This window comes from Flavobacterium sp. RHBU_3, from assembly GCF_046613565.1.
Classification (GTDB): domain Bacteria; phylum Bacteroidota; class Bacteroidia; order Flavobacteriales; family Flavobacteriaceae; genus Flavobacterium.
This window is the reverse complement of sequence record NZ_JBKJHC010000013.1, coordinates 58,012-83,064: the sequence shown is the minus strand read 5'-3', so window position 1 is coordinate 83,064 and position 25,053 is coordinate 58,012. Positions and strand designations below refer to the sequence as shown.

Annotated in this window: 19 protein-coding genes; 9 read left to right on the top strand and 10 right to left on the bottom strand. The window is 42.0% G+C overall.

Features of this window, described 5'->3' with window-relative positions; all coding sequences use genetic code 11:
• Nucleotides 1-33: 33 nt before the first annotated feature.
• The 7 genes from ACLI1A_RS16855 to topA all read right to left on the bottom strand — a co-directional run bounded on the left by ACLI1A_RS16855 (nt 34) and on the right by topA (nt 12,009).
• Entirely contained in the window at nt 34-3,315 is a 3,282-nt protein-coding gene (locus tag ACLI1A_RS16855) for a T9SS type B sorting domain-containing protein (protein WP_411409856.1), read from the bottom strand.
• A gap of 157 nt (nt 3,316-3,472) precedes the next feature.
• On the bottom strand, nt 3,473-4,459 hold the full coding sequence (gene gldN, locus ACLI1A_RS16850) for a gliding motility protein GldN (RefSeq protein WP_411409855.1): 987 nt from the start codon (nt 4,457-4,459) through the stop codon (nt 3,473-3,475).
• A 30-nt stretch (nt 4,460-4,489) separates the two neighbouring features.
• A complete protein-coding gene (gene gldM, locus ACLI1A_RS16845) occupies nt 4,490-6,037 on the bottom strand; it encodes a gliding motility protein GldM (RefSeq protein WP_411409854.1) in 1,548 nt (515 codons plus the stop codon).
• Nucleotides 6,038-6,097: 60 nt separating this feature from the next.
• Complete coding sequence (gene gldL, locus ACLI1A_RS16840) at nt 6,098-6,730, bottom strand: gliding motility protein GldL (RefSeq protein WP_411409853.1); 633 nt, start codon at nt 6,728-6,730, stop codon at nt 6,098-6,100.
• A 74-nt stretch (nt 6,731-6,804) separates the two neighbouring features.
• Nucleotides 6,805-8,190 carry a gliding motility lipoprotein GldK gene (gene gldK / locus ACLI1A_RS16835; protein ID WP_411409852.1) on the bottom strand — a complete coding sequence of 462 codons (1,386 nt, stop codon included), beginning with the start codon at nt 8,188-8,190 and terminating at the stop codon, nt 6,805-6,807.
• A gap of 147 nt (nt 8,191-8,337) precedes the next feature.
• A complete protein-coding gene (locus tag ACLI1A_RS16830) occupies nt 8,338-9,495 on the bottom strand; it encodes a formimidoylglutamase (RefSeq protein WP_411409851.1) in 1,158 nt (385 codons plus the stop codon).
• 6 nt (nt 9,496-9,501) lie between these two features.
• Nucleotides 9,502-12,009, bottom strand: a complete 2,508-nt coding sequence (topA, locus tag ACLI1A_RS16825; protein WP_411409850.1) for a type I DNA topoisomerase — start codon at nt 12,007-12,009, stop codon at nt 9,502-9,504.
• Between the two features lie 220 nt (nt 12,010-12,229).
• Between topA and miaB the strand changes: the two genes are divergently transcribed.
• From miaB to ACLI1A_RS16780, 9 genes are all read left to right on the top strand, one after another.
• Nucleotides 12,230-13,675, top strand: coding sequence for a tRNA (N6-isopentenyl adenosine(37)-C2)-methylthiotransferase MiaB (gene miaB / locus ACLI1A_RS16820; RefSeq protein WP_411409849.1), 1,446 nt, complete (start codon nt 12,230-12,232; stop codon nt 13,673-13,675).
• Nucleotides 13,676-13,861: 186 nt separating this feature from the next.
• On the top strand, nt 13,862-15,148 hold the full coding sequence (locus tag ACLI1A_RS16815; RefSeq protein WP_411409848.1) for a sigma-54 interaction domain-containing protein: 1,287 nt from the start codon (nt 13,862-13,864) through the stop codon (nt 15,146-15,148).
• Nucleotides 15,138-15,662, top strand: a complete 525-nt coding sequence (locus ACLI1A_RS16810; RefSeq protein ID WP_411409847.1) for an LptE family protein — start codon at nt 15,138-15,140, stop codon at nt 15,660-15,662. Before ACLI1A_RS16815 ends, ACLI1A_RS16810 begins: the two co-directional genes overlap by 11 nt.
• Before the next feature lie 88 nt (nt 15,663-15,750).
• The gene (locus ACLI1A_RS16805; RefSeq protein ID WP_411409846.1) at nt 15,751-16,269 is read left to right on the top strand and encodes an LptE family protein; all 519 of its coding nucleotides are present in this window, start codon (nt 15,751-15,753) and stop codon (nt 16,267-16,269) included.
• 98 nt (nt 16,270-16,367) lie between these two features.
• Complete coding sequence (locus ACLI1A_RS16800; RefSeq protein ID WP_411409845.1) at nt 16,368-17,354, top strand: hypothetical protein; 987 nt, start codon at nt 16,368-16,370, stop codon at nt 17,352-17,354.
• A 9-nt stretch (nt 17,355-17,363) separates the two neighbouring features.
• Nucleotides 17,364-17,756, top strand: coding sequence for a preprotein translocase subunit SecG (gene secG, locus ACLI1A_RS16795; protein ID WP_411409844.1), 393 nt, complete (start codon nt 17,364-17,366; stop codon nt 17,754-17,756).
• Nucleotides 17,757-17,908: 152 nt separating this feature from the next.
• Nucleotides 17,909-18,184, top strand: a complete 276-nt coding sequence (gene groES / locus ACLI1A_RS16790) for a co-chaperone GroES (protein WP_411409843.1) — start codon at nt 17,909-17,911, stop codon at nt 18,182-18,184.
• Between the two features lie 42 nt (nt 18,185-18,226).
• Nucleotides 18,227-19,858, top strand: coding sequence for a chaperonin GroEL (groL, locus tag ACLI1A_RS16785; protein WP_411409842.1), 1,632 nt, complete (start codon nt 18,227-18,229; stop codon nt 19,856-19,858).
• Nucleotides 19,859-20,034: 176 nt separating this feature from the next.
• Nucleotides 20,035-22,383, top strand: coding sequence for a hypothetical protein (locus ACLI1A_RS16780; protein ID WP_411409841.1), 2,349 nt, complete (start codon nt 20,035-20,037; stop codon nt 22,381-22,383).
• 35 nt (nt 22,384-22,418) lie between these two features.
• On the opposite strand, the gene ACLI1A_RS16775 is transcribed toward ACLI1A_RS16780, so the two are convergent.
• From ACLI1A_RS16775 to ACLI1A_RS16765, 3 genes are all read right to left on the bottom strand, one after another.
• A complete protein-coding gene (locus ACLI1A_RS16775; protein WP_411409840.1) occupies nt 22,419-23,333 on the bottom strand; it encodes a YARHG domain-containing protein in 915 nt (304 codons plus the stop codon).
• Between the two features lie 107 nt (nt 23,334-23,440).
• A complete protein-coding gene (locus ACLI1A_RS16770) occupies nt 23,441-24,364 on the bottom strand; it encodes a YARHG domain-containing protein (protein WP_411409839.1) in 924 nt (307 codons plus the stop codon).
• Nucleotides 24,361-25,026, bottom strand: a complete 666-nt coding sequence (locus ACLI1A_RS16765) for a DUF2306 domain-containing protein (protein WP_411409838.1) — start codon at nt 25,024-25,026, stop codon at nt 24,361-24,363. Before ACLI1A_RS16765 ends, ACLI1A_RS16770 begins: the two co-directional genes overlap by 4 nt.
• Between the last annotated feature and the right edge of the window lie 27 nt (nt 25,027-25,053).

The following is a 25,053-nucleotide window of genomic DNA, read 5'->3' as shown; positions in this document are numbered from 1 at the left end:
GGAAATTCCACACTTAGGTGTAGAAATTCCACACTATCTCAACAATGAGAAGTGTCCGCGATGTACCCTGCCATCGTGGCGTTGAATCATAAACCAGTAGTCAGTGGCCGGTAATGGTTGTCCATGGAAGGTACCATCCCACCCGGAAGAATTCGGGCCAAAGCTATAGATGAGCTTACCATAACGGTCGAATATATTAATCACCATATCCGGCTCAAGCCATGAGTAATGAATGTACCAGGTTTCATGGTATCCATCTCCGTTAGGAGTAAAGAACTTAGGATAATACACTAAAGACACCTTACGTTGTACCGTACCGCATTGCTGCTTATCGCGAACAAAAATATCATAGATACCTGTAGGAAGGTCACTGAAAACATTATCATCCTGATAATTAATACCATCTATAGAATATTCATAATTATAAGGAATATCCATAATAATAGTAATGCTATTATTATCCTCAGTCCAGTCCATTAACTGAATATCCCTGATTACCGGAGGATCTACAGGTATTACAGTAATGGTAGCCGATGTAGAGCACTGATTTAATGAAGTATAATTAGTAACCGTTACGGTATAGTCCCCGCCCTCCTCTACTGTTATAGAAGGTGTTATTTGTCCGCCCGGAGACCATAGGTATTCATCAAAACCATCGCCTGCAGTTAAAGTTAGGTAGCCTGTTTGCTGGCATAAAAACTGTTCTTCGTCCACTTCAAGTATGGGCCTGGTAGCTACTTCTATTCCAAATGGCGAAATATCAGGACACAGCTGCACAAACACGTGGTTCATGCGCACGTATATGGTTTGCGGATTGCTGGTATTTACATAATTCGTTGGGTCAGGTATCGGATTCACCTGGTTTTCGGCATCAGCCTCGCTAAGGTAATATACAATATTATAGGCATCTGCCGCTCCGCCATTCAGTACAGCTATATTTTGTTGTGTAAGGTCGAACGGCTGAAAAAGAGAAACACCAGGCTCCACACACTGCGACATATTTACTGGAGTACCTGCATTAACAAGATCCGGAAGATTTGTAATATCGCTCACAAAACTACGCGAGGCAAGGCAGGCATTTTCTACAACAAACTTATAGGTACCGGTAGGCAGGTTAACAAAAATACTGTTGTTACCGTTATCTACAACAAGCGCATTTGTAACCGAATTATACGCATAATAATGCAGAGGAGCAAGCCCCGTAGCATCAACATATACATTGTTTGGAGAATCTGAGCAGCTTACACTATAAACGTTGTTTATTGTTACGTCATAATAATACTCAAATGTGTCACCTAGTATTTCTGTACACAATTTAGCACTAGCGCCATTGCCTGTGCTCTGAAATGCTTTAACAATACGGAATACACCGTAAAACTGGAGGTTGTAATTCACTTGGCCGTTAGCCAGTGAATAAGAATTTGTTGCTGTAGGCAATGTTCCATCGGTATAAGCTACACCGGTATCTGCGTGCCCCCATACATCCGGATTAGTCGAAATACGACGCTGCAACCAATAAGTAGCGGTTATCCCTGAAACGTTAGTATCCTCCATAGAAATGTCAAAGGAATTACACTGCGGTAAAAATGTATACGGAGTAGCATCCGGGTGATAGCCGTTAATGGTAACAGCCACATCATCAGAAATACCACAAATATCTATACCCGAAAATGTGTAAGTACCCTCAGGGAGTCCACTCATATACATTTTCCCACTGGAAGTTTCAATAAAAGCAGTAACATCAAATGGTAACGGCTGTGTAAATCCGGCAGGAGCAGTAATAATAGATAAACTAACCAGTTTACCATTGTTACTATTTACAGTAACACTACCTAATCCCTCGTCGCAGTCAGGTACCGAAGAAGCTGCAAATTCACGCGGAACAAATACAGGCACAGTAACCGTAACATTTTCGTAAACATCGCCACAATCATCTATAAGCGTAAACACATAGGTACCCAAGGGCAAATTAGTTACTGTTAGCTTACCGTTGTTATCTATAAAAGAAGATACATTAAAAGGAAGAGCATTAGGATACGCGGCGGGAGCAGATATAATAATTGCAGAAACAATTTTTCGATCGGGAATAGTAATCGAAATCCAGCCATGATCAGAAAAGCATCCGTTATTTCTACCTACAGTAACAGGTACAACTACTAACTTTTCAATCTCTATCTGAAAGGGCTCACTTGTACGGTTACAGGCATCAGTTATGGTAACCACATACGTACCTTCCGGCACAGCCATGCTATCACTTCCAAAATTCTGAGGTGATGTAGTATAAGGCCCCGGGTAGGCACTATTAAACGCAACCGGATCAAATCCATCCGGTACAGATGTAAAGTTTACTGTATAAGGAGGGTTATAATTATTGGCTATTAACGTAAGATAGTAATTACCACAGGGTATCAAGTTCTTATTTAAAGCTACAGTAGGAAGTGCACTAAATGAAGAGCCACTATTTGTAAACACCTGCCCACAACCATTAGTTATAGAAATGTCATAATTATAAGTAACACCCTCTATGTAAGGCAATGTATTGCTAAACTCAACAGTGGTATTATCGCCGTCGTTAATCGTTTGGTTATACACAATATCAGGATCACCGTTAGATGGGTGTATAGTATAAACCAACGTAAGAGGATAACTAATGATAGTACCCTCAGGGTAAGAAATTGTGTTTTGCAGCACTACAGTACTACAATCACCCGATAAAACCTGATCTACGGCTGGCGAAGTAACAACAGGCGACTGAGCTGAGAAAAACACCGTAAACGTACGTACAAAGCCGTCTCCGCACTCATCATAGACCTTAACGTTATACGTACCATCTACTAAACCCGTAAAAACATTTGAGGTTTGCGGGGGCGCTGTAACGGGCCCTGATACGATTTCATAAAGACTGCCAGTTCCTTCAAGCACATTAACCGTCATTTGATTACCCGACGTACAACCGGTAGAAGCAAAATCAGCGTCAAACTCTAAAGGAACAGGCGTATTCTGATCAATAACAACCTGTATAGAAAACGTATTACTTTCTGAACCCAGGGTTTGCAATGCATCTACTACGTAAGTACCAGACTCCAATCCCACCACTGTTAACTCACTGGTAGAAATTACCTGAGTCATTGTAGGCAGGCTATATACTGCAAATAAAACCGTAGAACCCGGAGTAGCGTTGTTTACCGTAAAGGTCATGGTACCGTTACCCAAACATGTTTCGTCAGTAGTTGCTACACTAACTGTAAAATCAGGTAACTGCGCAAAAAGCGCAGCCGGAAGCAACAAGAAAAACAATATAAATAACCGAACCATCCCCATAGTAATTATAAAAGTAAACGTATATCAAAAGTAATTAGAATACAAATTTCAGGCCTAAAAAAATTTGTAGATAAAATCGGACAAATATAAGAAAATCAAACAACAAAAAAGCCAACCCGAAGGTTGGCTTTAGTTATATTTCGATTAAGAATTAGTAATTCCACATATCTTGTTCGAAGTTGCGAATCTTTTCTTTGATCCTTTCAGCTTCAAGAAGCTGCATCTGAGACTTATCTTTAAGGTAATCAAGAATATCCCTGTCGCCGTACACGTTTTCTTCACGTGTAATAGTAGAAGAGAACCTCCTTGAGTTTAGTATGTGATCAAAAGAAAGCGGCATAGATGAGTTTTTCTCATTAAAACCTTTTGCTTTATGAAGCACATCCCTTGCAGATGGGTAGAATACCCAGAAAAGAGGTACAGGAACCAAATCATCTTCTTTGCCTTCCTGAGAAGCCCTAAGTTTACCAAGAGCATCCGGAGCAAGAGGACAAAGGCCAAGAATACGGTATTTAAGCTCACCCTGACGTTTGTCAAAGTACCAAACTCCTACAATCTGATAAGCACTAACATCATCCGGTTTAATCCTCATGGTATCAAAATGCTCTTCGTTAAGAAGCTTGCGCACCTTAAGATCTTCAATAATTTTATCTTCAGACCATCCTTTATATTTCTTCTCACCTTGATAACGGTTGTAAATATCAGTACCATCACTATTGATTTGACTGAAGAAAAACAAACCTTTTACATCATCATAAGACTTCTTTGTAATAAAGTAAGAGTCTGCATAGATTTCCTTAATAGTACCAGCTTCTATCGCCTCAGTAAGAACCACAAAAAGTGATTTACGCTCAGCACCCAGGTTACCACTGTTAGCACTGTTTTCAGTAGGGAAATATAAAGGGAAATTTACACGTTGATTTAAGTCAATTGTTTCCCATACTTTTTTAGAAAAAAGAATGTCCCTTTTACCAATATATCCATAAGGCAGTGGGTTGTCATTATCAAGAGCTTCCTCTGCTGCAGTCTTCTTTCCTATCTCATCCGGGGTTTTTGCATTAAGCAGGTTCTCCTGCCCATAAGACATCATCCCGAAAAGAAATAGAGAAACACCTAAAACCAACTTCTTGTTAATCATTATAATTCCTTCTTTATATAATTCAATTAATTATTGTACTTCCCAAGCGAAGCTTGTAGATTCTTTAACCTTGTAACCACCAGCACCAACTACATCACACTGAATGCTACCTACAATGATAACATCACCCTTACGGGCTTTAGCAATAGCAGCTTTAGCAGCACTGTCAAACCTGTTACCCTGAATTTTCATCCTTGGGCTACCAGGAACCTGAAGCTCGAAGCTCTTCACTACAGTTTGAACATCAAATACGAAACCAGGGAAAGCAACTTTCACTTCAGATACGCTAAGATCTTCTTTGCTACCTTTACCGTTACCTTCTTTACCTCTAATTGTAGGTATTGGCCTAGGAATATCACGAATAACAAAAGTTTTCTTATCGCTTACCGTTTTTCCGTCAGGAAGTTTTGCAGTAACAGTTACAACAGCTGTCTCACCTGGAAGGTTAGTTACAGACCAGTTGTACTGACCAGTCTTAGAACCTTTAGTAAGACCTTGAGCATTAACAGTTACATCTTTATCAGATACACCTGCAAATGATATAGTCATAGGGTTAACAACACCACGGTATACTGAGTTCATTTTATCAGCAGAAACCGTAGCAGAATTTGGCCTTGGCACAACTACATACTGACCTTTAAAGTCAAGCGGCACAGATTTACCTTCTTCAGTAAATACGAATTTACCGTTGATATCGTGCTCACCTACACCAGCAGCGTTAAAGTTAAGAACAGCCTGACCGTTCTCAATTTTACCAGGCCCCTGGAAGCTTGTAGGCTTAGTGTTCTCATCATACTTACCAAGAACTACTTTACCGGTTACTTTTTCACCTTCAAAGTATGCATTCTTATCAAGTACAACAAGAGCTGTAAAGTTTTTCATTGAAGCCTGAGCAAGTGCAGCTTTTCCAAGAGCACCACTGTATATAGCAGCTTCTATCGATTTAACATCGTTCTGCATAGCAGAAAGCTTAGTAAGTGAAGCGATAGCAGGGAAGCCTTTGAAGTTGTAATCAAGATATTTCTTCATTGCACCATCATGAGCCTTAACGTCAGCTGTATTGAATTTGTATTCAAGATCGCTAACCATACCTGCATATTTCTTGTCAGACTTAAGCAGAGCAATCATAGCATTCCTATAACCTTCAATTTTACCAAGAACCTCTTTACCCTTGTTAGAGTAGCCGTCACCGGCAAACCAAGCCTCATCAATTTTATCACCTTTATCCATCTGCTCAAATGGAAGTTTTCCACTTGGCTCTTTTTCGATGTCTTTAGTAATATCACCTTTAAGAGTTTCTATGTAAGCATAAAAATCAGCTGAAATAGTTTTAACCTGATCAGCAAGTTTCTTCGCTTCACCATAGTGAGACGGGTCGTCTGTAGCTTTCTGAGAAAGCGCCTGGAACAGACCTTCGTTATTTTCAACAGCACCTTTATTAGACGCTTCGAACTTTTCGTTCATCAGACCGAAAGCGGAAAGTACCTCTTTCGACATATTTAAGGCCATCATAGCGATGAAAACCAGATACATCAGGTTCACCATCTTTTGCCTTGGGGTTAATTTACCTCCTGCCATTTCTAATTAGTCTTTCTTTTTGTTTTTAACTTGTTGATTAATTCCTAATTAGCAATGTAATTAGCCCCTGTTGCCCATAGCAGAAAGCATTCCGCCATATACACTGTTAAGTTGAGCAATGTTTTTAGTCATTGCAGCCATTTCACCTTGTAGTTTAGCAGCGTTTTCTGCGATATCCTTGTTAGCAGCAGCATTACGCTCAGCGCTTTCAAGTTGGATTTTGTAAAGGCTGTTAAGCGCTTCCATTTGAGCAGCAGCAGAAGTCATTTCTTCGCTGTATTTTTTAGTAGAAGCAACTGCATCAACAGTTGGAGCTATACCTTTAGCAGCAGATTCGAAGTTTTTGATGCTGTTACCAAGGCTTGACATAAGCTCGCCATCGATTTTAGCTTCTTTAAGTAGTGTGTCAAGTTTTTGAGAAAGAAGACCAGAAGCTTCAGAAGGAGATTCTTTTTTAGCATCTTTCTTAGTAGGTTCTCCACCAGCTAGTTCTGGATATACAAGAGACCAGTCAAGTTCTTTGTGTACAGGCTCGAAAGCAGACATTGCGAAGATAAATGCTTCAGTACCAAGACCAGCAATAAGCATCTCACTTGCACCCGGCCAGTGCATCAGTTTAAAAAGTGCCCCGATGATTACAACCGCTGCTCCAAGACCATAAGCCATGTTCATTACTCTTTGTGGTAGTGCCATAATAAATAATTTTAGTTTTTAGTTAAGTTAATTAATATTCAAAAAATTAAGTTGGTACAAAATAGATCTTTTAATTATTGCCTTGTAGCAGTACTTTCAGTACCCATGTAATCCTGTACAGTCCTGAAGCCTATGTAACTCCTTGCAGAATCCCTGTATTCCCAGTCACGAGTACCGTTTTGAAGGAAGTAAGCCACATCTTTCCAAGAACCACCACGAACAACTTTACGTTGGTTTTTACGATCTGAAACGTTAGGGTTCATTGTAGATACATACTCATAAGAACTGGCATCATAAGATGAATCTGTCCACTCAGAAACGTTACCTGCCATATTGTACAGGTTAAAGTCGTTAGGATCAAAAGAGTTAGCCTCTACTGTATAAAGAGCACCGTCAGCAGCATAGTCACCTCTGCTTGGCTTAAAGTTAGCAAGGAAACAACCTGTGTCGTTCTTAGCATAAGGACCACCCCAAGGGAAAGTACCTGATTGCAGGCCACCCCTTGCAGCATATTCCCATTCAGCTTCAGTAGGAAGACGGAACTGGTTTACAAACTGCCTTTTCTTAGATTTTTGGAATGTATTCTTATAAAGAGTCCTCCATGCACAGAACGCTTTTGCCTGATCCCAGCTAACACCCACTACAGGATATTCACCGTAAGCATCATGCCAAAAATAGTCGTTGTGCATTGGCTCGTTATATGAATAAGCAAAGTCCTTAATCCACACAGTAGTATCAGGATATACCTGAACTTTTTCAGGAACAAGATATTTACTCCTCTTCGTCCTGCTGTTTTTAGTTTTATCTTTTGCAGCAGCTTCTATATCAAGCCACTTATAAGTAAATACAAGTTTAGATACATCAAGAGTCTTTAACCCGTTGTAAGACTCCGATTCCGGCAAATACATAGAATCCATTACCTCCACATAATACTCATCCGGGTATTTTTGCGGATCTTTAATAAGCTTAGCTTTATGGTTAAGCTTACGTCCTGAATACGGATCATTAGGATCAAGACCTACACTGTAGTAGTTCTCATACATGTATTTGTCGTAAGGAGATTGATCCTCACCTTCTGCAGCCTGATCTTTAAATGCGTATTCACCAATACCTCCACCACCTGGCTTCTGACCCTGCTCATCTGCAAGAATAGCAAGCCTAGTCCTGATAGTAGAATCCTTTACCCATTCTACAAACTGACGGTATTCGCTGTTTGTAATTTCTGATTCGTCCATATAAAATGAACGTACAGTAACGGTTTTTGTAGGAGCATCCTGAACATTAGCCAAATCGTCGTCAGACTTACCCATGATGTAAGCGCCACCAGGAACCAAAGTCATACCATAAGGCTTCTCAGGCCTCCACTTCTTTCCTCTAACACCCACTAGTTCTCCACGGTCACTGGAGCCACAGCTGATTAGTAACGATAAAGTTGCTGTTAATGCAATGAACTTCTTCATAAATTCGGGTTATTAATGTATTCTATTTTTAAGGGCGTAAACCTATTTATATTTTTTTAAAAAAACAATTTTTTTACTCAAAAAAGCTTTCGCTAACAAAACAATTAACAAGTTCAGCTTTTTAAGAGCATTTTTATATAAAAACCGTTAAATTATGTTCTTTCTTTGAGCTTTCCATAATCGCTCTGGATACTCATTATTACAAGCCGTTAGGTAATCCTGGTAGCTACATGGTAATAACGCAGTAGTTTTAACTTTATTATTGCCAATTTTATTACTAAACACATCAATCCACCAACGATCCGTTACATCACTCTTAAAAAACACTATCTCTTCTTCATCGAGAGCAACGATATATTTAGTATAATTCTCACGGGTTCCGAACGGAAATTCGCCCGACCTGAAGTTCACTCCTTCCACAAAGTACCAAAGTACCTGGGCAATTAGCACTGACTCCTGTCGGGTATCGCTATGATTAAATATGCCGAATGAGGAAACTTTGTCGCTGATACCTGAGTACCGCGCTAAAATACAAATTTCTTTGCCATCAAAACCATTTGGCATAAATTTAACAATATTTCCAGAATCACCCGATTTTACAACACTCATGTCAATGCTTACAAAATCGGCATCCCTAAACACCGGCTCGGCTAGCGTAATATCTTTACACACCTCACCAAGCCTGTACGCATCAAAGTACAGTTTTTCTATCAGGTCTATTTCTTCCTGAGGATTGAAATACGTTTGATAACCTACGTTACTGTAATTAAACAAATTATGAGGCTCTTCAATAACCATGCGGGTTACAAAAGAACGGGCAGACATGGATTCATCTTCTTTACCAAAATCAAAACGGGCATCTACATTTACGTAGTTTACCATCTGTTCCAGCTTATCATAACCACGGTAAACAGCATACGCCAAATCCTGTGCACCACCAATAAATACAGGAATTACTCCCTGCTTTACAAGCTGCTCTGTAACCGTTTTTACCAGATAATAAGTATCACTTATAGCTTCTCCCGGCTGAATATCCCCTAAATCGGCCATGTTTACATGCCAGTTACCTGGATAAAGGCCATAAAATTCTTTACGTATATAATTAAGGTGTACGTGCTGGCGCTGCTCATCAAGCTGGCCACGATTATCCAGTACACCTATAAAAGCTATTTTTACATCTTCAAGCTCCGGAAAACCTTCTTCTGCACTATGGACAATTATTTTTTTGCCCAATGTCTGCACAGAAAGCTCCTCGCGAAAAGCAAGCACATTATCATTTACGGGCTGTAAAAATTCAAATCCCATTTGTTATTATTTCTTTTTGGCAGTAGTTGTTTTCTTAGCTGCAGGCGCTTTTTTAGCCGCAGTTTTCTTAGCAGGGGTTTTCTCAGCTATCATAGCCTGCACTTGTTCAAGCGTAAGCGCAGCAGCATCGGTTTCTTTACCCAGCTCTATTTTTATTTTTCCTTTCAGGATAACCGAACGGCCCCAACGTGCTTTTTCTACACGAATACCTTCGCTCTCCCAGTTATGAACCACCTTATCCTGGTCTTTTTGCAGCTTATCTTCTATAAGGTTTACAATATCATCCTGGCTAAGCCTGTCAAAATTATATTTCTTACTTACATTGATAAACATTCCGTTCCATTTAATGAATGGACCAAAACGCCCCACCCCTTTTTGCACCGGATGACCTTCGTATTCTCCTATCGGAGCATCTGCCTGTTGCTTCTCCCCTATCAGTTCCTGAGCTCTTTCCAGGGTTACATCAAGAGGATCTTCGCCTTTTGGCAACGAAATAAAGGTTTTACCAAAACGCACATACGGACCAAAACGACCGTTGTTTACTTCCACCTCTTCACCCTGGTATGTACCCAAGATTTTAGGCAAGGCAAAAAGGCCAAGCGCCTCATCAAGACTTATGGTTCCTATATTTTGTTCCGGAAGCAGGCTGGCAAATTGTTTTTCCTCATCTTCAGCATCACCTATCTGGGCCATTGGACCAAATTTACCCAAACGTACACTTACCGGCTTACCCGATTTAGGATCTGTTCCCAGTATACGCTCACCCGATTCGCGGTCGGCATTTTTTTCAACATCTTTTACCGTAGGATGGAAATGACTGTAAAAATCCTCCATCATCTGCGTCCAGTCTTCATTACCCGACGCTATGGCATCAAAATCCTCCTCTACCTTAGCAGTAAAGTTATAATCCATAATACCATCAAAGTGGTTCACCAAAAAGTCGTTCACAATAGTACCTATATCAGTAGGTACCAGTTTACCTTTATCTGAACCTACATTTTCACTAAGCAGTTCCTGTTTTATACCACCTGCCCTTAGGGTAAGCTGTGCGTATTCGCGACGCTGTCCTTCAAAGTTACCTTTCTCAACATAGTTCCTGCTGATAATGGTACTAATGGTAGGTGCATACGTAGACGGACGGCCTATACCCAGCTCTTCAAGCTTTTTAACCAAGGCAGCCTCAGTATAGCGTGCCGGCGGACGGCTGAAACGCTCGGTAGCGGTGATATAATTGTTAGCAAGGTTTTCACCTACACGCAGTGCAGGCAGCATTCCTTCCTGTTCTTCTTCATCGTCGTCATGCCCTTCAAGGTATACTTTAAGAAACCCTTCAAACATCAATACCTCGCCCGAAGCAGTAAACTGTTCCTTGTGGTTATTGGCATCTATTTTCACATTGGTACGCTCCAGTTGTGCATCACTCATTTGAGAAGCAAGGGTACGCTTCCAAATCAGGTCGTAAAGCCTTGCCTGGTCGCGGTCTATATTTACACCGTGCAGGGTCATATCTGTAGGACGGATGGCTTCGTGCGCCTCCTGTGCCCCTTTACTCTTGGTATTGTAGTTGCGCGGGCGGCTGAACTCCTTACCGTAAGAACGGATGATTTCCGCCTCGGCAGCAGCCATAGCCTCGTTGCTCAGGTTTACGCTATCAGTTCTCATATAAGTAATAAGTCCCGCTTCGTACAGCCTTTGCGCCAGCATCATGGTTACACCTACCGGAAAATACAGCTTACGCGCAGCCTCCTGTTGTAGTGTAGATGTAGTAAATGGAGCCGCCGGAGATTTTTTAGCCGGCTTGGTTTCAAGGTCGGCCACTTTATAAGCCGAACCGATATTTTTATTCAGGAAATCCTGTGCTTCCTGTTTTGTTGCAAAGTTTTTAGGCAGTTTTGCCTTGAAGGTTTTACCTGCTTCGTTGGCAAATTCGGCAGTAATACTAAAAGAAGCTTCGGCTTTAAAGTTTTGTATTTCGCGTTCGCGCTCTACGATAAGACGTACAGAAACCGACTGTACCCTACCGGCAGAAAGGCCGCTTTTTACTTTTTTCCAAAGCACAGGCGAAAGTTCGTAACCCACAAGCCTGTCCAGCACACGGCGCGCCTGTTGCGCATTTACCAGGTTGTAGTTAATACCGCGTGGGTTTTCTATGGCTTTTTGTATGGCAGTCTTGGTAATTTCATGAAAAACGATACGCTTTGTTTTCTTCTGGTCCAGTTTCAGTTCTTCCGCCAGGTGCCATGCTATCGCCTCACCCTCGCGGTCCTCATCGGAAGCCAGCCATACGGTTTCTGCCGATTTAGAAAGATCCCTGAGTTTCTTAACCAATGCCTTTTTATCAGGAGAAACTTCATACTTCGGTTTAAAGCCTTTCTCTACATCCACCCCCATCTCCCTGCTCGGAAGGTCGGCTATGTGGCCGTAGCTGCTCTCTACCTGATAGTCTTTCCCTAAAAATTTTTCAATGGTCTTTGCCTTTGCGGGTGACTCAACGATCACTAAATTCTTTGCCATACAAACTCTTCTTTGGGGGCAAAAGTATGTGTTTTTTTTAAATATAGTGTTTTAGTGATTTTAAAATATGCCATTTTAAGGCACGTTTAAGCACCCATACATATTATATATGTATATATAGATGAAAAAATTTTCCGCGACTATAGCTGTCAACTTGGCAGTATATTGATTTTTATCTATATCTTTGCCCATTCTAAAAGTAAGATGCAGTAGTGTATTTATGGAAAAGATAATTGAAGAAAACAAGCAGGGCAACAGCCTGGTGCTGGAACAAAAGGAAGGAAACACCAAAAAACTGTTTATAGAAAGCTACGGCTGCCAGATGAATTTCTCGGACAGCGAAATTGTGGCGTCTATCCTGGCCAATGAAGGCTATAACACTACCCAGAATTTAGAGGAAGCCGACCTGGTACTGGTAAACACCTGCTCTATACGCGATAAGGCAGAACAAACCGTGCGCAAAAGGCTTGAAAAATATAACGCCGTAAAAAAAATTAACCCGGGCATGAAGGTGGGCGTACTGGGCTGTATGGCCGAACGCCTTAAAAGCCAGTTCCTGGAAGAAGAGCAGATTGTAGACATGGTGGTAGGCCCCGATGCCTACAAAGACCTGCCAAACCTGCTTAAGGAAGTGGAAGAAGGCCGCGATGCCGTAAACGTAATCCTGAGCAAGGAAGAAACCTACGGCGACATATCTCCCGTAAGGCTAAACAGCAACGGTGTTACCGCATTTGTATCGATAACCCGTGGGTGCGACAACATGTGTACCTTCTGCGTGGTGCCATTTACCCGTGGACGTGAGCGCAGCCGTGAGCCGCAAAGCATTATGGAAGAAATTCAGCAGCTTTGGGACAAAGGTTTTAAGGAAGTAACGCTACTTGGCCAAAACGTGGACAGCTACCTATGGTACGGTGGCGGCCTTAAAAAAGACTTTGAAAAAGCCAGCGATATGCAAAAAGCTACTGCGGTAGACTTTGCACAACTGCTGGATATGGTAGCTATAGCATTCCCTAAAATGCGTTTCCGTTTTAGTACTTCTAACCCGCAGGATATGCACCTGGAGGTAATAGAGGTTATGGCAAAACACCATAATATATGTAAATACATTCACCTGCCGGTACAAAGCGGCAGTACCCGTATACTTAAGGAAATGAACCGCCAGCACACCCGTGAAGAATACATGGCGCTGGTAGACAACATTTACCGCATTATCCCGGATATTTCGCTTTCGCAGGATATGATAGCCGGTTTCCCTACTGAGACTGAGGAAGACCACGCCGACACCCTGAGCCTAATGGAGCACTGTAAGTACGACTTCGGGTTTATGTTTGCCTACAGCGAACGCCCGGGTACACTTGCCGCCCGTAAAATGGAAGACGATGTGCCGGACGATGTAAAGAACCGCCGCCTTACCGAAATCATTAACCTGCAGCAAAAAATGGCACTGGAGCGTACCCAGCGTTTTGTAGGCCAGGTGGTAGAGGTGCTTATAGAAAAATCATCTAAACGCAGCGATGCCCACTGGAGCGGCCGTAACTCACAGAACACTACGGTTGTTTTTCCGAAAGGCGATTACAAACCGGGCGATTTTGTAAACGTGCTGGTAACAGAATGCACATCGGCCACGCTGATAGGCGATGCCGTGGGGTATAGTGAAATGCAGTAATTTTTGTTTCAGGTTTAAAGTTTCAGGTTACAGGTTGTGCAACGTGAAAATCGCGTTTGACTATTAAGCCCAACAACTTGAAACCTGAAACTTTAAACATGAAACCAACAACAAAAAAGTATCGCTTAAGTAAGATTTAGGGATTGAGTAAAAACTTAAAACCTTAAACTTGAAACAAACAAATGTATGGAAAGCGTACAAGCCATAAAACAACGATTTGAAATAATAGGGAACGACCCGAAGTTAAACCGCGCGGTAGAGAAAGCCATACAGGTAGCTCCTACTGATATTTCGGTACTGGTTACCGGAGAAAGCGGTGTAGGTAAGGAAAGCATTCCGAAGATTATACATGCCCTATCACACCGTAAGCACGGCAAGTACATAGCCGTAAACTGTGGTGCAATACCCGAGGGTACTATAGACAGTGAACTCTTTGGTCACGAAAAAGGCGCCTTTACCGGTGCAACTTCTACCCGCGAGGGGTATTTTGAGGTAGCCGACGGTGGCACCATTTTCCTGGACGAAGTAGGCGAACTGCCACTTACCACCCAGGTACGCCTGCTGCGCGTGCTGGAGAATGGTGAGTTTATAAAAGTTGGGTCGAGTCAGGTGCAGAAAACTAATGTGCGTATAGTAGCGGCCACAAACGTAAACATGTTTGACGCCATACAAAAAGGCAAGTTCCGTGAGGATTTATACTACCGCCTTAGCACAGTTGAAATTATGCTCCCTCCCCTACGCGACCGTAAGGATGACATTCACCTGCTGTTTCGTAAGTTTGCGTCAGACTTTGCACACAAGTACAAAATGCCTCCAATAAAACTGGAAGACGACGCAGTAAACGTACTGATGAAATACCGCTGGAGCGGAAATATTCGCCAGCTGCGCAATGTTGCAGAACAAATTTCCGTTTTAGAAACAAACCGAAACATAACCGGGAGTGCGCTTGCCGCGTATTTGCCCGATGGTGTGGTGAGTAACCTCCCTGCCGTTATTCCGGATAAAAAACAGGAAAGCGATTTTACAAACGAGCGCGAGATTCTGTACAAAATACTGTTTGACATGCGTGCGGATATTACCGACCTGAAAAAACTTACTATGGAACTGATGCAAAACGGCAACAGCACCAAGGTACAGGAAAACAACAAAGGACTGATTCAGCGCATATACGGACAGGAAAACGGCAACAGGCAGGAATACCTGGACCACCGCCCCGAGGTATATGCTCCGCAACCGGTAGTAAGCCATGCAGAACCCATTATAGATCATGACGAGGACGATGATGACTATGACGGTAACTACCTGTATGCCGATACCGTAGAGGAAGAAGAAACACTTAGGCTGGACGAAAAAGAAATAGAACTGATTAAAAAAGCCCTGGAAAGAAACAAAGGCAAGCGCAAGGCCGCCGCCGATGAGCTTGGCATTTCTGAAAGGACTTTATATAGAAAAATAAAACAATATGACTTGTAAGCCTTTTTTACGCTTATTAAAATTATTACCCGCCTTTGTGGTGCTACTTACGCTTAGCGGATGCGGGATTTACTCGCTTTCGGGTTCTAACATAGACCCAAAGGTGAAAACTTTTCAGGTAAATTACTTTCAGAACACGGCAGAGGTAGTTGAACCGGGTATAGAACGAACCTTTACCCAAAGGCTGCAAAACCTGATACAGAATCAGACGAACCTGAGCCTTACCAACAGCAACGGTGACCTGCTGTATGAAGGAGAAATTACCGAATACCGCGTAACCCCCATGACAGCCACCGCCAGCCAAACCGCTGCACAAAACAGGCTTACCATAAGTGTTATGGTGCGTTTTACAAATAAATTTAAGGAAGATGATAACTTTGAGAAACGCTTTAGTTTTTACTACGACTACGCCGCAAACGAACTGCTTACCGGAGGAGTATTAACTACTGCCCTTGAAGAAATCTTTGAACGTATAACCCAGGACATCTTTAACGAGTCGCTGGCGAAATGGTAAATTAGTTGTTGGTTGTCAGTTGTTGGTTTTTGGAAACTTCACTCAACCAGAGTAAGACTAACAACCGATAACTATAAACTCTAATAAAATGCGTATCATAAAAATAATACTGTTATGCGCACTACTTCCTGTTTTAGGATGCGGCAGTGGCAGCAGTAGCAAATACAGCTTTAACGGCACTAACATTGGCAACGATGTAAAGACCTTTCAGGTGAATAATTTCCAGAACCATGCAGATGTTGTGGAGCCCGGCATAGAGCGCACTTTTACACGAAGGCTACAGGATCTTATTCAGGGCCAAACCAGTTTAGCACCGGGTGGCAACAACGCAGACCTTGTATACGAAGGCGAAATAACCCAGTACAGGATTAGCCCGATGACGGCTACTGCTAATCAAAGGACGGCACAAAACAGGCTTACCATTACCGTAAACGTAAGGTTTACAAACAAAAAGAACGAAAAGGACAACTTTGAAAAACCTTTCAGTTTTTATTATGATTATGATGCAAACAAGCTGCTAAACGGTGCAACACTGGACAGCGCTTTAAACGATATTTTTGAACGCATAACCCAGGACATCTTTAACGAGTCGCTGGCGAAATGGTAAATTAGTTGCTGGTTGTCAGTTGTTGGTTTTTGGAAACTTCACTCGACCCGAGTAAGACCAACAACTAATAACTAACAACCATCAACCATCAACAAAAATTGAATACAAAAGACTACACATACCTGCTTAATAAGCCTTATTCGTTAAACGACAGGCAGGCTGCGGAACTGGAAAGTATCCTCATGGAATTCCCGTACCTGCAAAGCGCCCGTGCGGTATACCTTAAAGGACTATATAATAAAGACAGTTTCCGGTATAACGGCGAACTGAAAAAAACAGCAGCGTATACCACAGACCGTACGGTTTTGTTTGAGTTTATTACTTCAGAAGAGTTTAGAAGCATTGATTACAAACAGCTTGAAGCAAACGAAAAAGCTGTAGCAGCAATAGAGGTGACGGAAGAAATTACAGTTGCCCCTACCCCTGTTATCGCAGAAGAACCACAGCTGAAGGCCGACCCTACCCCGCTGAGCAGTATAGAAAAGCTGGAACGCTCTATAAAAATGCTCATTAAGGAACCCGAAACAATTACACCAATCGTTCCGGAAGAAACTATACCGGCTGAGGAAGTTTCGGCACCTTTAGAAATCACAGAACCGGAACCAACTCCTGTAGCAGAAACAGCAACTGAGATAACCATAAGCCCCGAACCTATTGGCAGTCCGCTAAAATTTGAGCAAAGTGAAAAACATTCCTTTGCCGAATGGTTGCAATTATCAAGGCTTAAACCAATAGACCGCACTACTCCTGCACTTCAACCTGAGGCAGCACCTACTAAGGAAAAAGCCCCGGAAGCACCAACAGCGCTTGATAAAAAACTGGAGTTGATAGACCGCTTTATAGAGGCCAGCCCTAAGATAACACCGGTTAAGACAGATACATCGGCGTGGGAAAACCTGAGCAAGAAAACCGGTGATACACCGGGCTTGATGACCGAAACACTGGCACGCGTATACCTGGAGCAAAAAAAATATGCAAAAGCCATACAGGCTTATGAAATTTTAATTTTGAAATATCCGGAAAAAAGTGCTTTCTTTGCAGACCGTATTTTAGAAATAAAAGATTTACAACAAAATAACAATTAATAAAGAACAATGATTAGTTTCAGCATTTTTTTAGTATTTATAATCATAGTGAGCTTTTTGCTTATCGTAGTAATTATGGTACAAAACCCTAAAGGAGGAGGACTTTCTTCATCTATAGGCGGACCGCAAATTATGGGTGGTGTACAAAAAACTACCGATTTCCTTGACAAAAGTACCGCAGTACTTGCCGGTATCCTTGTAGTGCTTATTATACTATCTACTGTAAGTCTTGCTTCAGGTGGCTCATCTGAACCACTTACTGACGAAAGTGCTGTACCTGCTGCCCAGGCACCTGCAAACGGAGCTACTGCTCCTGCTAATGGCGCTACTGCTCCTGCTAATGGCGCTGCTGCACCTGCCACAGGCGCACCTGCTACGCCTGCTGCACAACCACAGAACTAAGAATATATACAATATATCTTCAAAAAAATGCCAGCCTGTCAAAGCTGGCATTTTTTTTACCTGTAAATTTGGCAGAAATTTAAATTGGCACAATTTCTGAAAAACTGATTGCATCAAAAATTAATTTTAACAAACAAAAAATAACACATAATATGGCTTTAAACATTAAACCGCTTTCAAACCGTGTTCTGGTAGAACCGGTTGCCGCTGAAACACAAACAGCTTCAGGTCTTTTTATTCCTGACACTGCCAAGGAAAAACCATCTAAAGGTGTTGTTGTTGCCGTAGGTAACGGTACAAAAGACTACGAAATGACTGTAAAAGTGGGCGACACTGTGCTTTATGGTAAATATGCCGGCACTGAGCTTAAGTTTGAAGGTAAAGATTACCTTATCATGAAAGAAGAAGAAATCTTCGCTATCATCTAAGGAGTTTAATTGTTTGACGAAAAACCATAAAAGATAAAAGAAATGGCTAAAGAAATAAAATTTGACATTGAAGCACGCGACGGTTTAAAACGTGGTGTAGATGCACTTGCTAATGCAGTAAAAGTAACCCTGGGTCCTAAAGGGCGTAACGTTATCATCAGCAAATCATTTGGCGGCCCTACCGTAACTAAAGACGGTGTATCTGTTGCCAAAGAAATAGAGCTTAAAGACACCCTGGAAAACATGGGTGCCCAGATGGTAAAAGAAGTTGCCAGCAAAACCAATGACCTTGCCGGTGACGGTACTACTACCGCTACTGTACTTGCACAGGCTATTGTAAAAGAAGGCCTTAAAAACGTGGCTGCCGGTGCTAACCCGATGGACCTTAAGCGTGGTATAGACAAAGCTGTTACTGCTATTGTAGGCGAGCTTGCCAAGCAAAGCGCTGAAGTGGGCAGTACGTCTGAAAAAATTAAGCAGGTAGCTTCAATTTCTGCTAACAACGACGAAAGCGTGGGCGAACTTATAGCTACAGCTTTTGAAAAAGTAGGTAAAGAAGGTGTAATCACTGTAGAAGAAGCTAAAGGTACTGATACTTACGTAGACGTAGTAGAAGGTATGCAGTTTGATCGTGGTTACCTATCGGCTTACTTTGTAACCAACTCTGAGAAAATGGAGGCCGAACTTGACAGGCCTTACATATTACTATACGACAAAAAAGTATCTTCAATGAAAGACCTGCTTCCGGTACTTGAGCCGGTAGCGCAAAGCGGAAAACCGCTTCTTATTATTGCAGAAGACGTAGACGGTGAAGCTCTTGCTACGCTTGTGGTAAACAAACTTCGTGGTGCGCTTAAAATTGCTGCTGTTAAAGCTCCTGGCTTTGGCGACCGCAGGAAAGCACTTCTTGAAGACATTGCCATCCTTACCGGTGGTACTGTAATTGCTGAAGAGCAAGGTTATACCCTTGAAAACGCTACCCTTTCTATGCTGGGTACTGCCGAAAAAGTAGTTATAGACAAAGACAACACTACCATTGTAAACGGTGCAGGTACAGAAGACCTTATTAAAAACCGTGTAAACCAGATAAAAGCTCAGATAGAAACTACAACATCTGACTACGACAGGGAAAAACTTCAGGAGCGTCTTGCTAAACTGGCAGGCGGTGTAGCTGTACTTTATGTAGGTGCTGCAAGTGAAGTGGAAATGAAAGAGAAAAAAGACCGTGTAGACGATGCACTACACGCAACTCGCGCTGCTGTAGAAGAAGGTATTGTAGCCGGTGGTGGTGTAGCACTGCTTCGTGCCAAGAAAGTTCTTGCCGATGTAAAAGCTGAAAATGCTGACGAAGCTACAGGTATACAAATCGTATCTCGCGCTGTAGAAGCCCCGCTACGTACTATCGTAGAAAACGCAGGCCTTGAGGGCAGCGTAGTGGTTTCTAAAGTGGCGGAAGGCGAAGGCGACTTTGGTTACAACGCTAAAACAGACGAGTACGTAGACATGCTTGCCGCAGGTATCATAGACCCTAAGAAAGTAACCCGTGTAGCGCTTGAAAACGCTGCTTCGGTTGCAGGTATGATACTTACTACAGAGTGCGCACTAATCGACGTTAAAGAAGAAGGAGCCGGCGGCGGTATGCCAATGGGCGGCGGTATGCCGGGCATGATGTAATAATCTGCTTTTTCTTACACTATATATCAGGGGGTGCCATTGGCGCCCCTTTTTTTAATATATACGTATGCTAAATTGCGGTAAACAGCGTTTAATACTGGGGCTGCATATAATTTAAACATTTATATTTGCATCGAAATCAAACCAATTTCCAAAACCAATTACACATTTACCGTATGAAAAAAAACTTAGGGCATAAACTTGCCGTAGTGTTATTGTTATTTTTTTCTATTTGCTTTGCGCAGGACAAGGAAACGGCCGGCAAGGCACTTACCGACTATTTTTTCCTTGAGCGCGAAAACATTCATCTGCAAACAAACAAAAGTATCTACTTAAACTACGAAAGCGTATGGTTTAAGGGCTATGTATTTCACCGCAGGAAAAACGTACCGTTTTTTAGCACGGTAAACATTTTTGCGTCACTGATAGACGAAACCGGGAAAGTACTGGAAACACAACTGGTGTACGGAAATGTAGGTGGTTTTCAGGGCAGCTTTAAGTTGGGTAGCAGCCTTAAATCAGGGCGTTATTACATACAGTGCTACACCAACTGGATGAACAATTTTACCGAAGATGAATCGGCTGTTGCCGAATTTACCGTAATAAACCAAAGCACAGGTGCAGGTACTGCGCTTTCGGGCCCGGACACGTCTAAACTGAATATTGATATAGCAGCTGAGGGCGGTAATTTTGTAACCGGTGTTACCAACATCCTTAGCATACATGTATCGGATTGTAACCACGAACCTACAGAGGTTGTTACTGCAGATATTACAGACAGCGCCGGCAATGTGCTGAAAAAAGTACAACTGAATAAACTGGGCTACGGACGGTTTGACCTTGTACCTGTAGCTGGAGAAAACTATAAAGCCGTAGTAAACTACAACGACAAAACGTTTGAGGTAGCACTACCTGCGGCTGCATCGGGTATTACACTGGAGGTAAACAACTACCTTTCAGTCGATAAAACAACAGTTACCATACGTACTGATAACCCAGGAAAGTACAAATCACTTCTACTTTTGATACACAAAGACGACCATGTAAACATGTATGAAGTGCAGCCAAAAGGAGAAATAAAACTGGCTATAGCCAATGCCGACCTTGCCGAAGGGTTAAATACCATACGCCTGCTTGATAAAGACCTTAATGAGCTGGCGCAAAGGGTTATTTTTAAATTTCCCGCAGCTGCAACAGGGGTTACTGTAAACAATGACAACGAAAATGTAGAGTATGTAGAGCTTACAGGAAAGGTAAACCACCCTGCTATGTTTAACCTAAGCATGACGGTGCTACCCGAAAACACCCTTGCTATGGAGCAGGAAAACGACATATACTCTTCGCTATGGATACTGCCTTACATACAAACAGATAAAAAAGCACGCGGAAAATACTACTTTAATACCATAAGCCGGGCAAAAGCGTATGAACTAGATATGTACCTTATGGGTAAGACCAGTAAATACAACTGGAATAATATTCTGAAAAACCCTCCTAAATCAAACTATGGTTTTGATATGGGACTTACATTAAAAGGTACATTGCCGGAAAAACTGGCCGGAAAAACTGGCAAAAAAGACAGGATACAACTGTATTCACTTACAGCAGGACTTAATGAATATACTACCGTAGACGATAAAGGCAATTTTGAATTTGACAAACTGGTTATACGGGATTCTACCCATGTAACACTAAGCCTGATACCGGAGGGTGGAAAAGCAAAAGTACTGGATATTAAACCCCGAATAACAGACGGCTTTAAAGAGTTTAATAAAAAGTATAAACCAGCCCAGCGTTGTTACCTATCGGGTGCTACTACAGCCCCTGAACTGCCCGGGGTAGTTACCGGAACCATAGAACTGGAGGAAACCGTAATTAATGCCAAGCGCCTTAAATACGAAAGGAGTTTTGGTAACGGTAACCTTAACGGTGTAAAAATAGGCGAGCGCGAAACTAATGCTTACCACAACGTAATGCAGTACATTATATCGCGGGGAATGTTTAACGTAGACAACGGCGGCATAGGCAGGGATGCCCATATATACTCGCGCCAGCGAAACAGCCTGAATGCAGCACAAAGCGAGCCAATAGTGTACATAAACAACTCTCAGCTACTGGATCACAACCAGCTTACCATGATATCTATGGACGAAGTTGATGAAATTTATATAAGCACTACCGCCCTGGTACCATCAGTGCGCAACTATAGCGGTGTTATTAAAATTTACCTTAAACCGGCTATGGCATACACCAGTAAAGACAAAAACGCTACGCCCGATATTATTATAACCGATGGTTTTGAGAAATACCCGGTGTTTAAAAACGAAAAGTACAATTACAATTCGGCAGGTTTTGAAAACTTTGGGGTAATAGACTGGCAAGCCGAAATAATGACCGATGAAAACGGTAACTTTAAGTTTAAGATTCCCAACATTAACCGCAAAAAAGTAAAAGTGCTGATTGAAGGTTTCAGTGCCGACGGCAAACTGATTTCCGAAATAAAAACATTAGAACTTAAACAATAAAAAACGGGGAGCTTTAAAGCTCCCCGTTTTTATTACTATCTACCAAAGTAATCATAGTGGTCTGTAGCGTATTGTTCCAGGCGTTTCAGTAGGGCTATGTTCTCTTTTTCAAGCTTGGTAAGCTCCTTATCTACGTTACCCGAAACAGGTACATACCAGTCGGCCATTTCAAAGAAATAACGCAGGGAGGTACGCTTAAACGAATAGCCATGACGTGCAAAAATGGTATTGCGCAGCACTTCGAGGTCTAATTTACTTAGTTCTTTTAGTTGTTCTTCGGTAAGCTTTTGGGTAGAACCATTCAGTTTAAAAATAGCATCAGATGCAGCCCTGTAAAGTTCCTGCACTTCTTTTTCCTCTTTTATTTCATCACCATCCTTATAGGTATATACGGTATCTTTAGTAATAGATGTTCCCCAGTCTACATAGTAGCTATCATCCTGACTCAGCATTTGGTCAGGGTTGTATTTAAACCCACGCTGTACAAGCTCCAGTTTTTTCACCTTTACCTTGCCCGGCTTGGGTATATACGCTTTCCATATGCCGATTATGGTGTCATTTGCCATTACCAGTTCAAAAATACCCGACCCTTCCATAGTGCCGGGTTCTCTTAGGGTAAAAAGTTTTTTACCGCCACTACCCAGCTTCATTTCGCCTTTTACAGGACGGGCTTCCCCATTTATCATGCTTACACCATATACTTTGTTTTCTATAATGCGGTTTATCTTTAAGCTTAGCTTGGCTCCTTCTTCGGCATATAAGGTAGTATCTTTATCTACCTCATCATAATCATCTATACGCATACCCGTCCAGTAGCCATAGAGTTTTTTATACGGTTCGTTGTTAATTTCATGATACGCTATGGCCTGAGGTTTGGCGGCAGTTTCTTTTTCATCTTTGCACGATACTAAAGCCAGGACAGTTATAATAAAGAGTAAAGCTTTTTTCATGTTGATAGGTTTATGTTGGCATTCATTACAATATGCGAAGATATGCATTTACAAACAGCAGTACAAAAACAAGGGCTGCCTGTATAGCAAGCCCTTGTTAATATATTTTACCTACCAAAGTAATCATAGTGGTCTTCTGCGTATTTTTCCATACGTTGCAGCAGGGCTATGTTTTCTTTTTCAATTTTGGTAAGATCGGCATCTACGTTGTCCGAAATTGGCACATACCAGTCTGTGCTTTCAAAAAAATAACGGTAGTAACTCTTTTTAAAGGTTAACCCATGCCGAGCATAAATGGTATACCTCAAAATTTCAAGGTCTATTTTCCTAAGGTTCTTCAGCTGGCTCTCGGTTAATTTAGTGGTCGATGAATTTATAGACATTATCTCTTCTGAAGACACCCTAAAGGTTTCGCGCGACCGTGTAAAGGTTTCTCCACTTTTATTCTTTACGGTCCACTTTTCTATTTTAGGGTTAGTGTAATCTATAATCTCCTCCTCAGTAAGCATTACTTTAGGGTCGTACTTAAACTCCGCCCGAACAAGCGCCACATTCTTTACACTGCTAATCCCTTCATTTTTCTTAAATGGTTTAAACGTTCCCTTAAGCGAATCATTTACCATTTTAAGTTCAAAGATACCGTCGTATTTGTTTGTTCCGGGCTCGTTAAGCTTTACCACAATAATATCGCTTTCTGTTTTGTAGGTTCCTTCTAAGTTACGGGCATGTCCTGCAGTAATACTTTTGCCATACACTACATCATCCTCTATCCTCTTTATTTTAATGGATAGTTTCTTTCGGTAATCATCATCACTAAACTCTTCATCATTATCATAAACCACTTCCATAAAACCCGTCCACACCCCATACATTTCGGTATGTTCGTCTTTTACCAGTTCCCTGGGCGCCACATCGTCATTCACGGCCAAAAGCCCGTCCATCCCATCATTATCGGCAGCCGGTGTACCGGTTTGCCTTTGGCAGCCCAGCATCATTATGAGCCCGGCCGCAAGTGGTAACATTTTTTTCATGGTTGTTTTTTTAAATGTTGGTATTTATAGTAAATGATCAGTTCTGCAATAATAAGATTAGGCACCCAGCCTGCCCAGGCTATAATTTTATAGGTTTCCATAGGCGGCAGGTGAAAAAGCATTACAATAACAACCTTCCACATACGTAGGGTAACAGCACTGAGGCACAAGGCATAGCTGCGTATCATCCAGCGGCGGTGGGCTGCAAAATCACGGGAAGCAATGCGACGCATAGCCAGCCATGTGGTACCCCACCACAGTATGCTGAGCAATACAAACGATATTTTGCTGGGTAAACCACCATTAGCATACACCCCCATATACAGTCCGCTGGGTGCGGCTATAGCCAGGAGTACCACCACATACCCGTAGCCCGACCAGCGGTGCAGCTTCTTTCCTGCCCTGCTGCGAAAAGTAAAGAACTGCACAAAACCCAGCAGTAATACAAATATGCTGGTGTACACATGGCTGTAAAAAATGTAACGATATTCAGGCAAGGTGGTTACTTCCGTTTGTTTTATCATCAGGAAAGCCACATTGGTATTATAAGGCACATAATCGAGTGTAAGACGTACCATGAGCCAAAAAAAGTATATAAATGCCGCCACCGGAATCAATACCAGATACGAATATGTTCCGTTTATGGTGCGTAAAGTTTTCAAAAGCGATTGGTTTGATGTAAATTCAAC

Bases quoted from the DNA above. Each gene is read 5' to 3' on its own strand.
- ACLI1A_RS16855 (WP_411409856.1), bottom strand. From the start codon at position 3,315: ATGGTTCGGTTATTTATATTGTTTTTCTTGTTGCTTCCGGCTGCGCTT.
- gldM (WP_411409854.1), bottom strand. From the start codon at position 6,037: ATGGCAGGAGGTAAATTAACCCCAAGGCAAAAGATGGTGAACCTGATG.
- gldN (WP_411409855.1), bottom strand. From the start codon at position 4,459: ATGATTAACAAGAAGTTGGTTTTAGGTGTTTCTCTATTTCTTTTCGGG.
- ACLI1A_RS16770 (WP_411409839.1), bottom strand. From the start codon at position 24,364: ATGAAAAAAATGTTACCACTTGCGGCCGGGCTCATAATGATGCTGGGC.
- secG (WP_411409844.1), top strand. From the start codon at position 17,364: ATGATTAGTTTCAGCATTTTTTTAGTATTTATAATCATAGTGAGCTTT.
- topA (WP_411409850.1), bottom strand. From the start codon at position 12,009: ATGGCAAAGAATTTAGTGATCGTTGAGTCACCCGCAAAGGCAAAGACC.
- ACLI1A_RS16780 (WP_411409841.1), top strand. From the start codon at position 20,035: ATGAAAAAAAACTTAGGGCATAAACTTGCCGTAGTGTTATTGTTATTT.
- gldL (WP_411409853.1), bottom strand. From the start codon at position 6,730: ATGGCACTACCACAAAGAGTAATGAACATGGCTTATGGTCTTGGAGCA.
- ACLI1A_RS16810 (WP_411409847.1), top strand. From the start codon at position 15,138: ATGACTTGTAAGCCTTTTTTACGCTTATTAAAATTATTACCCGCCTTT.
- ACLI1A_RS16830 (WP_411409851.1), bottom strand. From the start codon at position 9,495: ATGGGATTTGAATTTTTACAGCCCGTAAATGATAATGTGCTTGCTTTT.
- miaB (WP_411409849.1), top strand. From the start codon at position 12,230: ATGGAAAAGATAATTGAAGAAAACAAGCAGGGCAACAGCCTGGTGCTG.
- gldK (WP_411409852.1), bottom strand. From the start codon at position 8,190: ATGAAGAAGTTCATTGCATTAACAGCAACTTTATCGTTACTAATCAGC.
- ACLI1A_RS16815 (WP_411409848.1), top strand. From the start codon at position 13,862: ATGGAAAGCGTACAAGCCATAAAACAACGATTTGAAATAATAGGGAAC.
- ACLI1A_RS16805 (WP_411409846.1), top strand. From the start codon at position 15,751: ATGCGTATCATAAAAATAATACTGTTATGCGCACTACTTCCTGTTTTA.
- groES (WP_411409843.1), top strand. From the start codon at position 17,909: ATGGCTTTAAACATTAAACCGCTTTCAAACCGTGTTCTGGTAGAACCG.
- ACLI1A_RS16775 (WP_411409840.1), bottom strand. From the start codon at position 23,333: ATGAAAAAAGCTTTACTCTTTATTATAACTGTCCTGGCTTTAGTATCG.
- groL (WP_411409842.1), top strand. From the start codon at position 18,227: ATGGCTAAAGAAATAAAATTTGACATTGAAGCACGCGACGGTTTAAAA.